Origin of the sequence: Leisingera sp. ANG-DT (assembly GCF_000813785.1) — a bacterium.
Classification (GTDB): Bacteria; Pseudomonadota; Alphaproteobacteria; order Rhodobacterales; family Rhodobacteraceae; genus Leisingera.
The window spans coordinates 129,778-146,382 of sequence record NZ_JWLE01000020.1 but is presented as its reverse complement, the minus strand read 5'-3'; the positions used below and the strand labels follow the sequence as shown (position 1 = coordinate 146,382).

Sequence of the window (16,605 nt, the reverse complement as noted above, 5' to 3'; positions counted from 1 at the left end):
AGGTCCTGACGCGACAGAAGGGAGGCAGGTTTTGAACTTGCAGCCGCAAAGGAAGGCTTTGCCGTCGATCCGGGATTATTACAGTGCAACCCAGCTGCGGGCGGACAGATGGAGCTCGCTGCGGGAGTCAGCTGAGGGACTGGCCCGGCAGCGTCAGGAGGGGCGGCATAGCGAGAAACTGATGGCCGCGGCAGAGCATCTGTTCGATGTGCTGGCGCCGATTGAACGCTATTGGGCGTTTCCGGGTATCCACGCTTTCGAGCATTTGCGAAAGTTGCTGCAACACGGCAATGTGGAGGATCTGGCGGTTTCGGTGCGCCGTATTGCGCGGGCGCTGACCTCTGGGGCTTACCGGCGGCGGTCTATTCCGCTGTCCTCGGATGAGATCGACAACGAAGACTACGAAGATGAAGCGTCGCTCGCGCCCGAAGCACGGGCGCTGGGACGACCTTATTTCGAGGTGATGATCGTCGATGACGTGTCGGAATCGCAGGAGCGGTTCCTGCGGCAGAACCTTCTGCGGATGCGGCGGATCGAAGACCCATTCATCTACGAGCCGGTGATTGTGCCGTCGCTGGAAGATGCGCTGATTGGCATTCTGTTCAATCACAATGTGCAAGCCGTGGTGGTTCGCCCGGGGCTGTCGCTGAAGTCCAAGATTGAGCTGCCTATCCTGAACCAGTATTTGACCCGCGTAAGCGAGGAGGAGTCGGTCGACTCGATTGATCCGCACCAATACGGCCCCGAGGCCTGCCGCTTGATAGAGAAGATACGGCCGGAACTGGACGCTTATCTGGTCACCGACCGCTCCGCCGAAGACATCGCCGGGCTGGATCTCGGCCGCTGCAGGCGGGTGTTCTATAATCAGGAAGATTTCCAGGAGCTGCATTTAAATATCCTGCGCGGAGTGGACCGCCGCTACAAATCGCCGTTCTTCACTGCGCTAAAGGAATATTCAAAACAGCCCACAGGCGTGTTCCACGCGATGCCGATCAGCCGCGGCAAATCGATCAGCCGCTCGCATTGGATTCAGGACATGGGGGCGTTCTATGGCTCCAACATCTTTCTGGCTGAGACATCCGCCACTTCCGGCGGGCTCGACAGCCTGCTGGAGCCGCGCGGCCCGATCAAGGAAGCCCAGGACATGGCGGCGCGGGCCTTTGGCGCCAAGCACACGTTCTTTGCCACCAACGGCACGTCGACCTGCAACAAGATCGTGGTGCAGTCGGTGGTCCGCCCCGGCGACATCGTGCTGGTGGACCGCGATTGCCACAAGTCGCATCATTACGGGATGGTGCTGGCGGGGGCCAGCGTGGCCTATATGGACAGCTACCCGCTGCATGAGCATTCGATGTACGGCGCAGTGCCGCTGCGCGAGATCAAGCACACGCTCTTGCGGCTGAAGGCCGCCGGCAAGCTGGACCGGGTCCGGATGGTCCTTCTGACCAACTGCACATTTGACGGCATCGTTTACAATGTTCGCCGGGTGATGGAGGAATGCCTTGCCATCAAGAAGGACCTGATCTTTCTTTGGGACGAGGCGTGGTTTGCTTTTGCGCGCTTTGACCCGACCTACCGCCAGCGCACTGCCATGGGCGTCGCCAATACGCTGCGGGAGACGCTGCGCAGCCCGGAGACGGCGGAGGCCTGGGAGGCACAGCAGGAAATGCTGAAGAACGCTGACGAGGAGACTTGGCTGAACACCCGGCTGGTGCCGCCGCCGGACGCAAGGGTGCGGGCCTATGCCACCCAGTCCACGCACAAGACGCTGACCTCGCTGCGCCAGGGGTCGATGATCCATGTCAACGACCAGGACTTTAAAGGTGAAGTAGAGCAGGCGTTCCACGAAGCCTACATGACCCATACCTCGACCTCGCCGAATTATCAGATTATCGCCTCATTGGATGTTGGTCGGCGGCAGGTGGAACTGGAGGGGTTCGAGTTTGTCCAAAAGCAGATCGAAAGCGCGATGTCGATCCGGCGCGCCATATCCGACAATCCGCTGCTGCGGAAATATTTCCGGGTACTGACTGCCGGCGACATGATCCCGGAAACCTATCGCGAAAGCGGTGTTGAGGCCTACTATGACCCCGATCACGGCTGGATCGACACCTGGAACATGTGGAGCCAGGATGAATTTGTGCTGGACCCGACCCGCGTGACCCTTGCGGTGGGAGGCACCGGCTGGGACGGCGACACTTTCAAGACCAAGATCCTGATGGACAAATACGGGATCCAGATCAACAAGACCTCGCGCAACACAGTGCTGTTCATGACCAATATCGGCACCACGCGGTCTTCGGTCGCCTATCTGATCGAAGTACTTGTAGAGATCGCCAACGATCTGGACGAGCTTCTGGACGATGCCTCCAAGATGGAGCGCCGGTCGTTTGACAACCGGGTGTCGGCGCTGGTGGAGCACGTGCCGCCGCTGCCGGATTTCAGCCGCTTCCACGATGCGTTCCGGGCGGGTAAGGACACGCCGGAGGGCGATATCCGTACCGCCTTCTTCCTCGCCTACAACGAGGACAACTGCGACTATATCCCGACAGATGACAGCCTGATGCAGCGGCTGGAGGCGGGCGAGGAACTGGTGTCATCCAGCTTTATCATACCCTATCCGCCCGGCTTTCCGATCCTGGTGCCAGGTCAGGTCATCAGTCCGGAAATCCTGTCTTTCATGCGAGCACTTGATGTTAGCGAGATCCACGGGTTCCGCGCTGATCTGGGGCTGCGCGTTTTCACCAAGGAGGCCCTGAAGTCCGTCAAGAAATAGACGCCTGCCAAGAAACAGAAATCCAACGATAAATTGAATTTACTGGGAGACGATACATGCCGAAGAAAGTTCTGAACAACATTTCGGAGATCCGCCGCTATTTCCACACCAATACGGACCCGGTCTATTTTGTCTCAGCGACCAACTTCAATCTTCTTGGACTCGACGAGTGGGTAAAGAATTTCAAGTATATCTGTTACATGGACTGTTTCGATGGCCGCCATCCCAACGTGCTGGTGCCTTCTGAGCTGCCGCATGATGAATTTCAGTCTATCGAGGACATCAACAACTACTTGCTGCAGCACAAGGAAGTCATCGACTACGTCAAGGCACGCGGCGGCAAGCCGAAATTTGTGTTCCTGATGTTTGATGAGAAGACTGAAAAGCTGGCCAAGGAACTTGGCGGTGAGGTCTGGTTCCCCAAGGCGAAGCTGCGGACCAAGATGGATAACAAGATCGAGACCGTACGTGTTGGCAACAAGGCCGGCGTGCCCTCTGTTCCGAATACGCTGTCAAAGGTCGACAGCTATGATCACCTGAAGAAGATCTGCAAGAAGGCGGATCTTGGCAGTGATCTGGTGCTGCAAAGCGCCTTCGGGGATTCCGGCCATACAACGTTTTTCATCAAGACCGAGGCCGACTTCCGCAAGCACGAGCATGAGATCGTCGGACAGGGCGAAATCAAGATTATGAAGCGGATCGATTGCCGCGGCTCGGCCATCGAGGCCTGCTGCACCTCCGAAGGCACAATCGTCGGCCCGCTGATGACAGAGCTTGTCGGCTTTAAGGAACTAACGCCCTACCGGGGCGGCTGGTGCGGCAATGAGATTTTCTCTACTGCCTTCCCACCCAAGACACGCGAAAAGGCACGCGAGTTGACCTTCAAGTTCGGCGAACAGCTGCGCAAAGAGGGCTACCGCGGCTATTTCGAACTCGATTTCCTGATCGACAAGAAAACCGGCGAAATCTGGCTGGGTGAGCTTAATCCGCGTATTACGGGGGCGTCCTCGATGACCAACCACGCGGCCTTCGCTCACGCCGATGCGCCCCTGTTTCTATTCCATCTTCTGGAGTTCTCGAAAAAGCCGTTCAAGCTGGATGTTGAGGAACTGAACGCCCGCTGGGCGGACCCGGACATGATCGATTCCTGGTCACAGATGGTGATCAAACATACAGAAGACACCGTGGATATCGTGGCCAAAGCCCCGGAATCCGGCATCTACAGGATGCTGCCGGATGGACGGGTGGTATTCGATCGCTTCGACTACCACCGCCGCGCTGTTGAAAGTGAGGATGAGGCCTTTTTCCTGCGTATTTCGAATGCGGGCGACTACCGCTACGAGGGGGCTGATCTGGGCATCCTCGTTACCCGCGGGCGATCGATGACCAAGGGCTTCCAGCTGACAGAGAAGTCGAAACGTTGGATTGACGGAATCAAAAGCTCCTATACTGCGCGGCCGCTTCCGTCAGCACAGGCCTTTGAGGATCCGGCTTTCAAGATTATGTAAGGCGAATGAGACTGAAATTCCGCGCCGTGCAGGAAACGGAGCCGGGGCAAAAACTGGCCGGGCTCTTTTCTGAATACCGCACTGCTTATCTGGACTGGTGGGCTGGCGAGGGCCTCTCTGGTCGGCCTACTTATTCAGAGTGCCGCAGAGCGCTGTTAACACATATGCCCGAGATGGTGGGGCTCTACGACAAGTTGTGCGCCTCGGTCGGAGGTGGTGATATGGAGTCCCGGTTTCTCAGTTTTTTTTGCCCGCCGCGCTATCTGGCCGGCTGCAGCCAGGCAATCTGGCCAGGCAAGGAGCCGCTGCTGGTCCGTAATTACGACTACAACCCTCTCGCCTTTGATGCGGTATTCCTGAAGACCGGGTGGGACGGGAGGGACGTGATGGGCACCTCAGATGGTTTGTTCGGCCTCCTCGACGGAATGAATGATGCCGGGCTGACTGTTTCTCTGACTTTCGGTGGACGCCGTGCGATGGGGGATGGCTTCGGCGTGCCGCTAATCCTCCGGTATCTGCTGCAGGTCTGTTCCACCATCGAAGAAGCAAAAGATGTTCTGCGGCGTGTACCCAGCCACATGAGCTATAACGTGACAGTGCTTGACCGTGACCGGAACTACTTTACCGCTTTCCTTGCTCCAGACCGTCCCACCCTGATCACTCATGCGGCCGTCGCCACCAACCACCAGGAACGCGTCGAGTGGGCAAGTCATGCGCGTCTTACGGCGTCTGTTGAGAGGGAGCGTTTTTTGCTGCAGAGGTTGACGCTACATCCGGAAACAAAAGAAAAGTTTGTCGGAACGTTCCTCAAGCCGCCACTGTATTCCCTTGCCTTCGACAAAGGGTTCGGCACGCTCTACACAGCTGCCTATCACCCTGACGAGTTGTCGGTGGAGTTACTCTGGCCTGGCCGGACCTGGCAGAAAAATCTGGATTGTTTTGAAGCAGACCAATGGCTGATCGGTTATCCCGATCATAAGAATCAGCATGCCGTGTAACAATGGCGTCTAGAGCCTATGGGGCGGCAGCGTTCCACCACTGGTCCTGCACCCGATCTGGCGGCGATAGTTCTACCATTCCGCTAGCATTTCGGTTCTGGCCTGTTGTCGGAAGCCGGGACAACACGGCCAAGTAATAGGACCAGTACTGCAGCACTGCATTTCAAAACCTCAATTGGATTAGCCAAGACATAAGCGCAATTTTCTGGGGCAAGGTTAGCCGAAAAAAGGCTGTTCTTGGCCAATCCAGCAGGAGCTTAGAGTGATGCCGCCGAGCGGCTGGCCTGGTCGTAGTGGCCCGAGAGTGCTCGCAGGCTGCGGGCCAGCTCTCGCAGATCCTTACCCGGTAAGTCGGCGGCGGGCAGTCCTTCCAGCAGGCACTGGCGGCGCACGTCGCGGTAGGCCGCACATAGCTCCGCGCCCTCGGACGAGGTGCGGTAAAACACTTCCTTGCCGCGTTTTTCGGAGGCCAGAAGCCCGGCCTTAAGCAGTTTGCGCAGGCCGTAGTTCACTGTGTGGCTATCCTCGATGTTGAGCAGAAAGCAGATGTCGGACAGGCGCTTGTCCTTGCCGCGGTGGTTGACGTTGTGGAGGATCAGGATTTCCAGCGGGTTCAGATCCGGCTGACCTGCCGCCGCCATGCAGCGGGTCATCCAGCGGGAAAAGGCGTTGGAGGCGATGATCAGGCCAAACTCCAGTTCCGACAGCTCCCAGCCTTCGCCCTCTGCCAGGTGGCGGGAGGAGACGATTCGGCGGGAATCCGGTTTCTTTTCGGCCATTTTTTGCACCTATTTTTGTTGATAAAACCCCGGCGTTTTATCTGCATGTGGTCATAAAAGGGCAAAGTATCAAGAAGATCAAGCAGGCTGTCGGGCCTATGGCCGTTGCCGGACGGGGCAGGGCACCGGCTGCATCTTGACAAAACGTTGACAAATTACCAGCGTAATGTGTACATTGTTGCAATGTTTCGCATTGGGAGGAAAACATGCAATTTTCGCGTATGCTGGGCGGCGCAGCCGTCCTGATCGCCGGGCTGTCGGTGCCGGCCCTTGCTGCAACCTGGGACATGCCGACGCCCTATCCGGACGCCACGTTCCACACCAAGAACATTTCTGAGTTCGCCAGCGACGTGGCCGAGGCGACCGAGGGCGGGCTGGAGATCAAGGTCCATTCGGCTGGATCCCTGTTCAAGCATCCGGAAATCAGCAAAGCCGTGCGCAGCGGCCAGGTGCCCGCGGGCGAGTTCTTCCTGTCGCTGTTGGCCAATGACAACCCGGCGTTCGGCGCAGACTCGCTGCCGTTCCTGGCGACCAGCTATGAAGAGGCCGAGCGGCTGTGGGCGGCGCAGAAGGATGTGATCGACGGGCTGCTGGACGAGCAGGGGCTGATGGCGCTTTATGCTGTGCCGTGGCCGCCGCAGGGGCTGTACACCACCAAGGAAATCAACAGTGTCGAGGATCTGGCGGGGCTGAAGTTCCGCACCTACAACGCGACGCTGGAGCAGTTCGCCAACCTGGCGGGTGCTGCGCCGACACAGGTTGAGGTTCCGGACATTCCGCAGGCCTTCAGCACCGGCCGCGTCGAGGCGATGATTACTTCGCCCTCCACCGGCGTGAATTCGAAGGCGTGGGACTTCCTGACCCATTATACCGACATTCAGGCCTGGATCCCGAAGAACATCGTGGTGGTGAACAAGCGCGCCTTCCGCCGCCTGGACGAGGCCACCCAGACCGCGATCCTGGAAGCCGCGGCAGCGGCCGAGGCGCGCGGCTGGGAGATGAGCCGGGCCGAGACCAGCAGTCAGATCGAGGTGCTGAAGGAAAACGGCATCACCGTGTCCGAGCCGTCGGAAGAGCTGATGGAAGGCCTGCGCGCGATTGGGGCGCAGATGCTGGAAAGCTGGAAAGGCGAGGCCGGGGAGGCCGGTGCCACCCTGCTGAACGCCTACCAGCAGTAATTGCAACATGGCCGGACGCCGGGAGCGGCGTCCGGTTTCCTGGGGAGGAGGAGCAGCCATGCGGGTTGTGCTTGATTTCATCTACCGTGCGGCCGGGGGGCTGGCAGCACTGTTCATCGTGGCCATCGTGGCGCTGGTTTTCGCGCAGGTGTGCCTGAACCTGGCCGACAAGATCGCGGTGGCAATGACCGGAACCGGAGTGGGCCTGACGATCCCGTCCTATGCGGATTTCACCGGCTTTTTCCTGGCGGCCTCGACCTTTCTGGCGTTGGCCTATGCGCTACGCGCAGGCGGCCATATCCGGGTGACGCTGCTGACCAACCGGCTGCCGTCGCGCGGCCGCGCCGTGGTGGAGATGGCGGTGACCCTGCTGGCGCTGGTGATGAGCGGCTATGCCACCTGGTACATGGGGCTGCTGCTGCTGGAGTCGCTGGAGTTCGGCGACCGCAGCGCGGGCATGGTGTCGGTGCCGCTGTGGCTGCCGCAGGCGCCGGTCACCCTGGGCCTTGCGATCCTGACCCTGGCGCTGGCGGACGAGCTGGTCTCCATGCTGCGCGGCGCGCTGCCCTCCTGGGAGGGCAAGGGCGAAAATCTTCTGAGCGAATAGGGGATCATCATGTCGGTTGCCGCGCTTTCCATCATTCTTCTGGTCCTTATGTTCCTGTTCCTGGGCGCCGGCCTGTGGGTGGCCTTTGCCCTGCTGGGCGTGGGCATCGCCGCGATGGCGCTGTTCACCGAGGCGCCGCTGGGGCTGGTGATGGCCACCACCATGTGGGGCCACAGCAACTCCTGGGCGTTGGCGGCGCTGCCGCTGTTCATCTGGATGGGCGAGATCCTGTTCCGCTCGCGCCTGTCGGAGGACATGTTCACCGGGCTGTCGCCCTGGATGAACCGGCTGCCGGGTCAGCTGCTGCATGTGAACGTCTTTGCCTGCGGGATCTTTGCCGCGGTGTCGGGGTCGTCTGCGGCAACCGCCGCCACCATCGGCAAGCTTTCGATCCCGGAGCTGGCGCGGCGCGGCTATCCTGAAAAATTGGTGATCGGCACCCTGGCCGGTTCCGCCACGCTGGGGCTGCTGATCCCGCCGTCGATCATCCTGATCGTCTATGGCGTGGCGACCGAGCAATCCATCGCCCGGCTGTTTGTCGCGGGCGTGCTGCCCGGCGTGCTGCTGGTTGGTTTGTTCGTGGGCTATGTGGTGGTCTGGGCGCTGCTCAACCGCAGCCAGCTGCCGACCGAGGACATTGCCACCACCTTCCGCGAGAAGCTGAAGCGCGCCCGCAGGCTGCTGCCGGTGGTGCTGCTGATCGGCGGGGTGATCGGCTCAATCTATATGGGGATTGCCTCGCCCACCGATGCCGCCGCCGTGGGCGTGGTGCTGGCGCTGCTGCTGTCGTGGCAGTCCGGCTCGTTGACCCGGCAGAGCTTTACCGAGGGGCTGATGGGGGCGACGATCACCTCCTGCATGATCGCCTTTATCCTGGCGGGGGCATCGTTCCTGACCGTGGCGATGGGCTTCACCGGTATTCCGCGCATCCTGGCGGAGTGGATCGGCTCCTTGAACCTGTCGACCTTCACCCTGCTGGCGGCGCTGACCATCTTCTTTGTGATCATGGGCTGCTTCCTCGACGGGATTTCGGTGGTCGTGCTGACCGCCTCGGTGATCATGCCGATGGTGCTGGAGGCGGGCATTGATCCCTTGTGGTTCGGTATCTTCCTGGTGATCGTGGTGGAAATGTCGCAGATCACCCCGCCGGTCGGGTTCAACCTGTTTGTGCTGCAGTCGCTGACCGGGCGGGACATTCTGACCGTGGCCAAGGCGGCGCTGCCGTTTTTCTTCCTGATGGTCGTGGCGCTGGTGCTGATCGTGCTGTTCCCGTCAATCGTGACCTTCCTGCCGGAGCAGATGTGATGGCTGAGGTGAGCGCAGCAACACCCGTCCCCGAAATCCGCACGGTAGGTGTGGACGGGATGCTGGTGAGCTTTGGCAGCCGCCTGAGCGAGCCTGCCAACCGCGCCGCCCTGGCGTTCCGTGCTGCCCTGGCGCAGGAAAGCTGGGACGGGGTCGAGGAAGTCTCCACCTCGCTGGTGTCGGCCTATGTGCGCTTTGATTTGCGGCATCTGGACCATGCGGCGCTGCGGGCGCGGCTGGGGACGCTGCTGGCGCAGCGCGACTGGTACGCGGCAGAGCTGCCCGGCCAGCGCCGCCTGTGGCGGATCCCGGCGGTGTTCGGCACAGAGCTGGCACCGCAGCTGCCGCAGGCGGCGGAGGCTGCGGGCATGACCGAGGCGGAGGCGGTGGCCTCCCTGTCGGCGTCGCGGGTCAGGGTGCAGACCATCGGCTTTGCCCCCGGCCAGCCTTATCTGGGTGAACTGCCGGAGGCCTGGGACATTCCACGCCAGAGCCAGTTGACCTCACGCATCCCGGAAGGGGCGCTGGCGGTGGCGATCCGGCAGCTGGTGCTGTTCTCGGTGGCGGCACCTACCGGCTGGATGCATGCTGGTCAGACGGCAGTGCGGCTGTTCCGCCCCGATGCGGAGGAGCCGTTCCTGCTGCGGCCCGGCGATGAGGTGCAATTCACCCCAGTGACGCCGGAAGAGCTGCAAGGTTTGCGGCGCGACCCGCTGGGCGGTGCCAAGGCGGAGGATCTGTCATGACCGGCACGTTGACCGTACTGCGTACCGGGCCGGGGGTGACCGTTCAGGACGGCGGCCGCCCGGGCTGGTTGGAATACGGGGTTTCGCGCGGCGGTGCTGCCGACCGGCTGGCGCTGGCCGAGGGCGCGGCGCTGTTGGGGCAGGGCGCGGATTTGGCGGCGGTTGAGATGCCCGGCATGGGCGGTGAGTTCCAGGCGGACAGCGATCTGCGCATCGCGCTGACCGGCGCGCCGATGCGGGCCAGCATCGACAGTGCCGCCTTAGCCTGGAACGCCAGCCACCTGCTGCCCGCGGGGGCGCGGCTGATGATCGGTGCGGCCCGCAGCGGCAGCTATGGTTATCTGCACGTAGGCGGCGGCATTCAGACGCCGGAGCATCTGGGCGCGCGTTCAGCGCATCTGGCGGCGGGCATCGGTGCGCCGCTGAAAGAAGGCGACGTGCTGGACACCGGCCCGGACAGCGGCGGCATCACCGGGCTGGGGCTGGCACCGGAGAACCGGTTCGAGGGCGGCACCGTGCGGGTTGTGGCGAGCCTGCAGACGTCGCTGTTCCCGCAGGCCGAGCTGATGCGGTTTGAGCAAACGGCCTTCCGCCGCGGCGCCCGCGGCAATCGGATGGGCGTTCCGATGGAGAGCGATGGCGAGGGCTTCCGTCCAAACGGCGCGCGAACGGTGGTGTCGGAGGTGATTGTGCCCGGTGACATCCAGGTGACCGGCGACGGCACGCCCTATGTACTGCTGGCGGAGAGCCAGACTACCGGCGGCTACCCGCGGATCGGCACGGTGCTGCCTTGCGATTTGCCCGTTTTGGCGCAGGCGGCGGTGGGAGCAGAGCTGCGCTTCCGTTTCATTGCGATGGAGGAAGCGGTAGCGCTGGAGCGGGCAGAGGCGGAGCGGCGCGAGGGGCTGCGCAGCCAGTGCTATCCCTTGATCCGGGATCCGCGCAGCATGTCCAACCTGCTGTCCTTTCAGCTGATCAGCGGAGTGATTGCCGGTGAAGAAGATGTCTTGTGAGGAGATGACATGACCCGAACCGTCGATCTGAATGCCGACATGGGAGAAGGCTTTGGCGCTTGGAGCCTGGGCGATGATGCCGGGCTGCTGGATATCGTGACCTCGGCCAATATCGCCTGCGGTTTTCACGCGGGCGATCCGGATGTGATGGCCGCGACTATGAAACATGCGGTGGCCAAGGGTACCGGCATCGGCGCGCATCCGGGTTTTCCCGACCTGCAGGGCTTTGGCCGCCGCCGGATGTCGGTGCCGCGTGAGACGCTTGGCAATATGGTGCGCTACCAGCTGGGCGCGGCGCAGGCGATGGCGCGCGCGGCGGGCGGCGCGGTGCGGCATCTAAAGCTGCACGGTGCGCTGGCGAATATGGCTGCGGAAGATCTGACGATGGCGCGGGCCTGCTATCAGGCGGCCTTGTCGGTGGACCCGGAAATCATTGTGATGGTGCTGGCGGGCACCGCGCAACAGCAGGCAGCGCGGGAGCTGGGCTGCAAGACAGCGTGTGAGATCTTTGCTGATCGCGCCTATAACGACGACGCCACGCTGGTGGACCGCAGCCTGCCCGGCGCGGTGATCCATGACCCGGCAGAGGCCGGGCGGCGGATGGTAGAGATGGTGCGCGAAGGCGCCATCATTACCGCCAGCGGCAAGCGCATCGAAACCCGCATCGACACCATCTGCCTGCATGGCGACACCCCGGCTGCCCTTGCGATAGCAACAGCCGTTCGCAGAGCGCTGCTGGACAGTGGCACGGATCTTGCCAAAGCCAATGGCGTGGAACTTTGAAATTCCCAAGCAGCCCGGTTTTTGCCTGCCTGGGTTTTCCCTGCGATCAGTTTTACTTTTGCAAACTGGGTGGTGACGGGGCAGTGCAGACGACATGGGGCGATTTCCTGCAGTGCCTGTGAAGGTGGTTCCGCTCATCGGACTGTCCGATGCTTACTACTGATTGCAGATGTTGTTTACTTACCGAAATTCGCCGTGGCGGGGCGGCTTTCCAGTTACCTCGGTTCCCGTATTATTGACGCTCGGAAGTTTCGTCTTCGGCAACCCTTGCAACGGGAATGCCCTAATACAGCCCTTCTTTTGTACCCGTGCCCTTGGCGGTAACATCTATGGCGAAAAAGTATACGCACACCGAGACCGGTGTGCGCAGTTATTGTTTCTGCCAAAGCCCAGCGGCGGTCAGGCCTCCAGCCCCAGCTTGTGAACGTGGATTTCGTTGATCGGATGGCTCTCGGCGCCGATGACGCCGGGGCGGGCGTGGCGGTAGAGCGAGCGCCAGTAGGGCTGGATGATGGTTCCGTCGTCGCGCATGAACTGCTCGATCTTCTCCATATGCCCGCGGCGGGTATCGGCGTCGGCGATCGCTGAAGCAGCTTCGAGCATACTGTCGAACTCGGCGCTGGCGAGACCAGTTTCGTTCCAGGCAACCCCGGTCTTGTAGGCCAGCGTCAGCACCTGCACCCCAAGCGGGCGGTGGCCCCAGTCGGTGGAGCTGAACGGATATTTGTCCCAGTCGTTCCAGAAGGTGTTGCCGGGCAGCACGGTGCGTTTGACGTTGAGGCCGGCATCGCGCATCTGCGCCGCCAGCGCATCGGTGGTGTTGCGCCGCCAGTCGTCATCGATCGAGATCAGCTCATGCTCGAAATCGAGCATCCCGGCCTCTTCCATCAGCTGGCGCGCGGCCTCGGCGTCGCGGACCGGGGCGCCGATGTCGGCGTATTCCGGGTGGATCGGGCAGACATGGTGGTTCTCGGCCAGGGTGCCGCGGCCGTCATAGCCCAGCTCCAGCAGCACCGCGTTGTCGCAGGCCAGCGCCAGGGCGCGGCGCACGCGGGCGTCAGCATAGGGGGAGGCCCCGTCTACAATTGCGTCGCGGTTGGTGCGCAGCACCAGGGTGTTGGCGGACACGGACTCGCTCACGTTCCAGCCGATAGAGGTGAAGATGTCGACGTATTCCCCCACGGTCTCGTAGGTCATGTCAATTTCCTCGGCCTCCGCGGCAGAGAGATGGGTCGATGCATCGGTGCCGAAGTCGATGAACTCGATCCGGTCGAGATAGGCGCCTTCGCCCCACCACTCGTGGTCGGTGTTCTTCTCCAGCGCCACCTTCACGCCGACTTCGTATTCGACCAGCTTATACGGGCCCGTGCCTACGGGATCGGCGCCCGGATCGCCGGACCAGCCGTCCGGCACGATGGCGGCGGGGTATTCGGTCACCGCCGGGATGATGGTGATGTCCGGGCGGGTCAGTTTCAGTTTCAGGGTCAGGTCGTCAACGATTTCCAGCGCGCCCTCAGCCGGGCCGTCGCCGGCCTCGTTCTGCAGGGAGCCCATGCGGGCCGCCATCGAGTTGCCTTCCCATTTGCCATCGCACCAACGGGCAAAGTTATAGGCGACGTCCTTGGCGGTCAGCGTGCCGCGGCCGTCGTTCCAGTTCACGCCGGGGCGGATGTGCAGCAGATATTCGGTGGCGTCTTCGTTGACTTCCCAGCTTTCCAGGAGGCGGGGTTCAAAGGTGCCGTCGGCGTTGTACTGCACCAGATATTCCAGATAGCCGCGCACCAGGTTGCCCAGCTGCGGCCAGTTGAACAGCGGCGGATCCAGCAGCGCGCGCACCACCTGCTGGATGCGGATGGTGCCGCCTTGCTGCGCATTGGCCGCCGCCTGCACCGGCTGGCTGAGGCCGACCATCCCGTAGGCTGCAGAGGCAGTGACCCCCAGTGCGGTTGCCCGGCTCAGGAATTCGCGGCGGTCCAGCTTGCCTTGCGCCGCCTCCTCTGCGTGCATCAGAGCCGCGGGGTGGAGGGTTTCCCTGTTGTAGTATTTGGTCATTTTGCTTCCTGTTATTGCTGTTTATTGCTGTGTCCGGCACACGAAAAGTTGCGGGCAGCAGTCTGGAGAATGGATCGGCAGCCCTGCCCGCTGGCCGCCGCCCCTGGGGAGATGCCTTATTCAGCGGGCTCCTGGGTTACCTTGGCGGCCACGCCTGCTTGGGCTCGGCGGCCGTCGTTGTAGATCGCCTTGATCAGCGCCGCGCATTGCAGCACCATCACCACCGAGAAGGGCAGGGCGCCGATCACCATCGCGGTCTGGATTGCCTTCAGGCCCCCGACCAGCAAGAGCGCTGTGACCACCGCACCCAGCGCCACACCCCAGAACAGGATATGCGGGCGGGCCTTGGGGCCTTCGTCGCCGGCGGCGTTGATGGTGTTGACGATCAGCACCGCACTGTCAGCCGTGGTCACCAGGTAGGTCATCAGCAGAACCACGATCATCACAGACATCGCCCAGCCCAGCCAAGGCGACAGCATGTATTGTACCATGGCGAAGATCTTGTCGCCATCCGGTGCGCCGGAGATTTGGCCGCCTGCGCCGCCCTGCAGTTCCAGGTCGATGGCTGTGCCGCCGGCCCAGGTGAACCAGACGAAACACATCAGCGACGGCACGATCATCGCGCCAAGCACGAACTCGCGGATCGTGCGGCCCTTGGATATGCGAGCCAGGAACAAGCCGACAAAGGGCGCAAAGGCGATCCACCAGGCCCAGTAGAACACCGACCAGCCGCCCTGCCAGCCTTCCAGTTTCGATGCGACGCTGTCCGGGTTTCCGTCACCGGTCCAGACGCGGAAGCTCATGTCCGGGAGAGCAATCAAGTAATCCCAAAGGCCAACGACCAGCGCCTGGAGGCCAAAGAAGGTGGAGCCGAACAGCAGGAAGAAGCTCAAGAGCGCGATGCTCAGCACCATGTTCAAGTTGGACAGCCATTTGATGCCCTTGCCGACGCCCGACAGCGCCGAGGCGGTGGAGGCGGCCATAATCACCACGATGGCCACCAGCACGCCGGTGGTGTTGGCGGTGCCTGCGTCATTGGTCAGCCCGGTAATGCCGATACGGGTAAGGCCGGAGACAAACTGCTCCACCCCGAAGCCCAGGGTCTGCGCCACGCCGAGGATGGTGGCGACAACGGCGACGATATCCACCAGATGGCCGATGGAGCCGGAGAGGCGGGCGCCGAACAGCGGCGTCAGCGAGGAGCGCATGGTCAGCGGCAGGCCGCGGCGGTAGCTGAAGAATCCCAGCGCCAGCCCGGCAATGGCATAGCAGGCCCAGGCGCCCAGGCCCCAATGCAGGAAAGACCACTTGTAAGCCATGCGGATATTGTCCGCGGTGCCGCCATTGGTCAGGCCCTGGATCACTTCCGGGTTGTTGTTCCAGTGGTAGATCGGCTCGGCTACCGCCCAGGTTAGCATGCCGACCCCGATACCTGCGCCGAACATCATGGAGAACCAGGAGAAGTTGGAGAACTCGGGTGCGTCACCCTGCTGGCCCAGCTTGAGCCGTCCGGCAGTCGGCCAGATTGCCAGTGCGATGCAACACAGCACAAACAGCGCCACGGTCCAGATGTACCAGGCGCCGAAGGAGGCAAGTATGAAGCCGTTGATCGAGTTCAGTACTGCTCCCGACTGTTCGGGAAAGGCAATGGCCCAGACCACCAGCCCACCGATCATCAGCTTGGAGGAAATGGTAACGATCTGGCTAAAGCCCCGGTAGAATCCGCTGTCGGATGTGCCGATCGGCAAATCCGTTAAAGGAGGTTTTATTGACATGTATTTTCCCTGTCTTTGTTGATCTGCCGGTTGACGCCGCCGGGGCTACGGCCTTAGCAGAACTTACGCAGGGCATTTTTTGTTATAAAAATTTCCCCTTTTGCAGTAGGCAATAATTTATGAGTGACATTAGCGGAATTAATAGGAAGCTGAGCTATTACTTGGTCGCGCTGCACACCTTCGACCTGGTGGCCCGGCATGGAAACTTCACAGGCGCGGCCGAGGCGCTGGGGCTGACGCAGTCTGCTGTATCCCAGAAAATCAAGGGCTTGGAGACGGAACTGGGCATTGCTCTGTTCCGGCGTGAGCACCGCGGCGTGTCGCTGACCAATGAAGGCGTGCGGCTGTTGAACGTGGTGCGTCCGGCAATGACGCAAATGGGCAACTCGGTCTCTTCTCTGATGGAGCGCAAGTCGCGGCCAAGGGTGCGGATTTCAGCGGATTTTGCCTTTTCCAGTTTCTGGCTGCTGCCGCGATTGTCGCATTTGCGGGCCGAGCTGGGGGATGAGATCGAGATCCAGATCCTTGCGGCACAGGTGCCGCCGGATGATTACGGCGATGATTGCGACATCAAGATCCACGTCGCCCCGCGCAGCAGCATGGCGGACGGCGATGTCATGCTGTTGCAAGAACGGGTCACGGCGGTCAGCAGCCCTGCCTATCTTGAAAACCACGGCCCCATTGCCGCTTCTGCCAAACTGCTGGACTGCCACCTTCTCAGCCTGTCGAAACCGGCCTCAGCGGAATGGCAGACCTGGCAGGGCTGGTTCGACCGGCTTGGCATCGCAGGGGAACGCTCCAAGAACTACATAAGCTTCAACAACTACGACATGGTGGTGCAGTCGGCGGTGGCCGGCGACGGCATTGCGCTTGGGTGGCTGGGATTGATTGATAATCTGCTGGAGGACGGCAGACTGGTGCAGGTAACGAAGGACGTTGTGCCCAGCGATGCGGGCTATGTCATGTCGCGCGATTACTCAAGCCGCCTGCGCGGCCCGAACTTGGTGTTCGATTGGATTGCTGCGCATTCGGCGGGTCTTGCCCTTAAGTAGATTCTGGATCCTAATAATTACGGGCCTTTGGGT

13 protein-coding genes are annotated in these 16,605 nt (G+C 61.6%); 10 read left to right on the top strand and 3 right to left on the bottom strand.

The window, feature by feature from the left end:
- Positions 1 to 31 precede the first annotated feature (31 nt).
- From RA21_RS15840 to RA21_RS15830, 3 genes are read left to right on the top strand one after another with little or no spacing between them, the layout of a single operon-like run.
- Positions 32 to 2,776 (top strand): aminotransferase class I/II-fold pyridoxal phosphate-dependent enzyme, encoded by a 2,745-nt coding sequence (locus RA21_RS15840; RefSeq protein ID WP_237754644.1) that lies wholly within the window; start codon positions 32 to 34, stop codon positions 2,774 to 2,776.
- 56 nt (positions 2,777 to 2,832) lie between these two features.
- Positions 2,833 to 4,284, top strand: a complete 1,452-nt coding sequence (locus RA21_RS15835) for a biotin carboxylase (protein WP_039150600.1) — start codon at positions 2,833 to 2,835, stop codon at positions 4,282 to 4,284.
- 5 nt (positions 4,285 to 4,289) lie between these two features.
- Positions 4,290 to 5,282: a C45 family autoproteolytic acyltransferase/hydolase gene (locus tag RA21_RS15830; protein ID WP_193748080.1), complete on the top strand. Its 993-nt coding sequence runs from the start codon at positions 4,290 to 4,292 to the stop codon at positions 5,280 to 5,282.
- Between the two features lie 257 nt (positions 5,283 to 5,539).
- Here RA21_RS15830 and RA21_RS15825 read toward each other — a convergent pair whose 3' ends face one another.
- Positions 5,540 to 6,061 carry a winged helix DNA-binding protein gene (locus tag RA21_RS15825; RefSeq protein ID WP_039150598.1) on the bottom strand — a complete coding sequence of 174 codons (522 nt, stop codon included), beginning with the start codon at positions 6,059 to 6,061 and terminating at the stop codon, positions 5,540 to 5,542.
- Between the two features lie 206 nt (positions 6,062 to 6,267).
- Between RA21_RS15825 and RA21_RS15820 the strand changes: the two genes are divergently transcribed.
- The 6 genes from RA21_RS15820 to RA21_RS15795 are packed head-to-tail and all read left to right on the top strand — an operon-like array spanning position 6,268 to position 11,693.
- Entirely contained in the window at positions 6,268 to 7,239 is a 972-nt protein-coding gene (locus RA21_RS15820) for a TRAP transporter substrate-binding protein (protein ID WP_039150596.1), read from the top strand.
- Between the two features lie 58 nt (positions 7,240 to 7,297).
- Positions 7,298 to 7,846: a TRAP transporter small permease gene (locus RA21_RS15815; RefSeq protein ID WP_039150594.1), complete on the top strand. Its 549-nt coding sequence runs from the start codon at positions 7,298 to 7,300 to the stop codon at positions 7,844 to 7,846.
- A gap of 9 nt (positions 7,847 to 7,855) precedes the next feature.
- Positions 7,856 to 9,151, top strand: coding sequence for a TRAP transporter large permease (locus RA21_RS15810; protein WP_039150590.1), 1,296 nt, complete (start codon positions 7,856 to 7,858; stop codon positions 9,149 to 9,151).
- On the top strand, positions 9,151 to 9,897 hold the full coding sequence (locus tag RA21_RS15805; protein ID WP_019297914.1) for a 5-oxoprolinase subunit B family protein: 747 nt from the start codon (positions 9,151 to 9,153) through the stop codon (positions 9,895 to 9,897). The genes RA21_RS15810 and RA21_RS15805 overlap by 1 nt, the downstream gene beginning before the upstream one ends.
- On the top strand, positions 9,894 to 10,910 hold the full coding sequence (locus tag RA21_RS15800) for a 5-oxoprolinase subunit C family protein (RefSeq protein WP_039150587.1): 1,017 nt from the start codon (positions 9,894 to 9,896) through the stop codon (positions 10,908 to 10,910). The genes RA21_RS15805 and RA21_RS15800 overlap by 4 nt, the downstream gene beginning before the upstream one ends.
- A 9-nt stretch (positions 10,911 to 10,919) precedes the next feature.
- Complete coding sequence (locus tag RA21_RS15795) at positions 10,920 to 11,693, top strand: LamB/YcsF family protein (RefSeq protein WP_019297912.1); 774 nt, start codon at positions 10,920 to 10,922, stop codon at positions 11,691 to 11,693.
- Positions 11,694 to 12,092: 399 nt separating this feature from the next.
- Here the strand turns inward: RA21_RS15795 and RA21_RS15790 are convergent, their stop codons facing one another.
- Positions 12,093 to 13,745, bottom strand: a complete 1,653-nt coding sequence (locus RA21_RS15790; protein ID WP_039150584.1) for an ABC transporter substrate-binding protein — start codon at positions 13,743 to 13,745, stop codon at positions 12,093 to 12,095.
- A gap of 116 nt (positions 13,746 to 13,861) precedes the next feature.
- Positions 13,862 to 15,520: a BCCT family transporter gene (locus RA21_RS15785; protein WP_039150581.1), complete on the bottom strand. Its 1,659-nt coding sequence runs from the start codon at positions 15,518 to 15,520 to the stop codon at positions 13,862 to 13,864.
- 119 nt (positions 15,521 to 15,639) lie between these two features.
- Between RA21_RS15785 and RA21_RS15780 the strand changes: the two genes are divergently transcribed.
- Positions 15,640 to 16,572, top strand: coding sequence for a LysR family transcriptional regulator (locus RA21_RS15780; protein WP_082008969.1), 933 nt, complete (start codon positions 15,640 to 15,642; stop codon positions 16,570 to 16,572).
- Positions 16,573 to 16,605 lie beyond the last annotated feature (33 nt).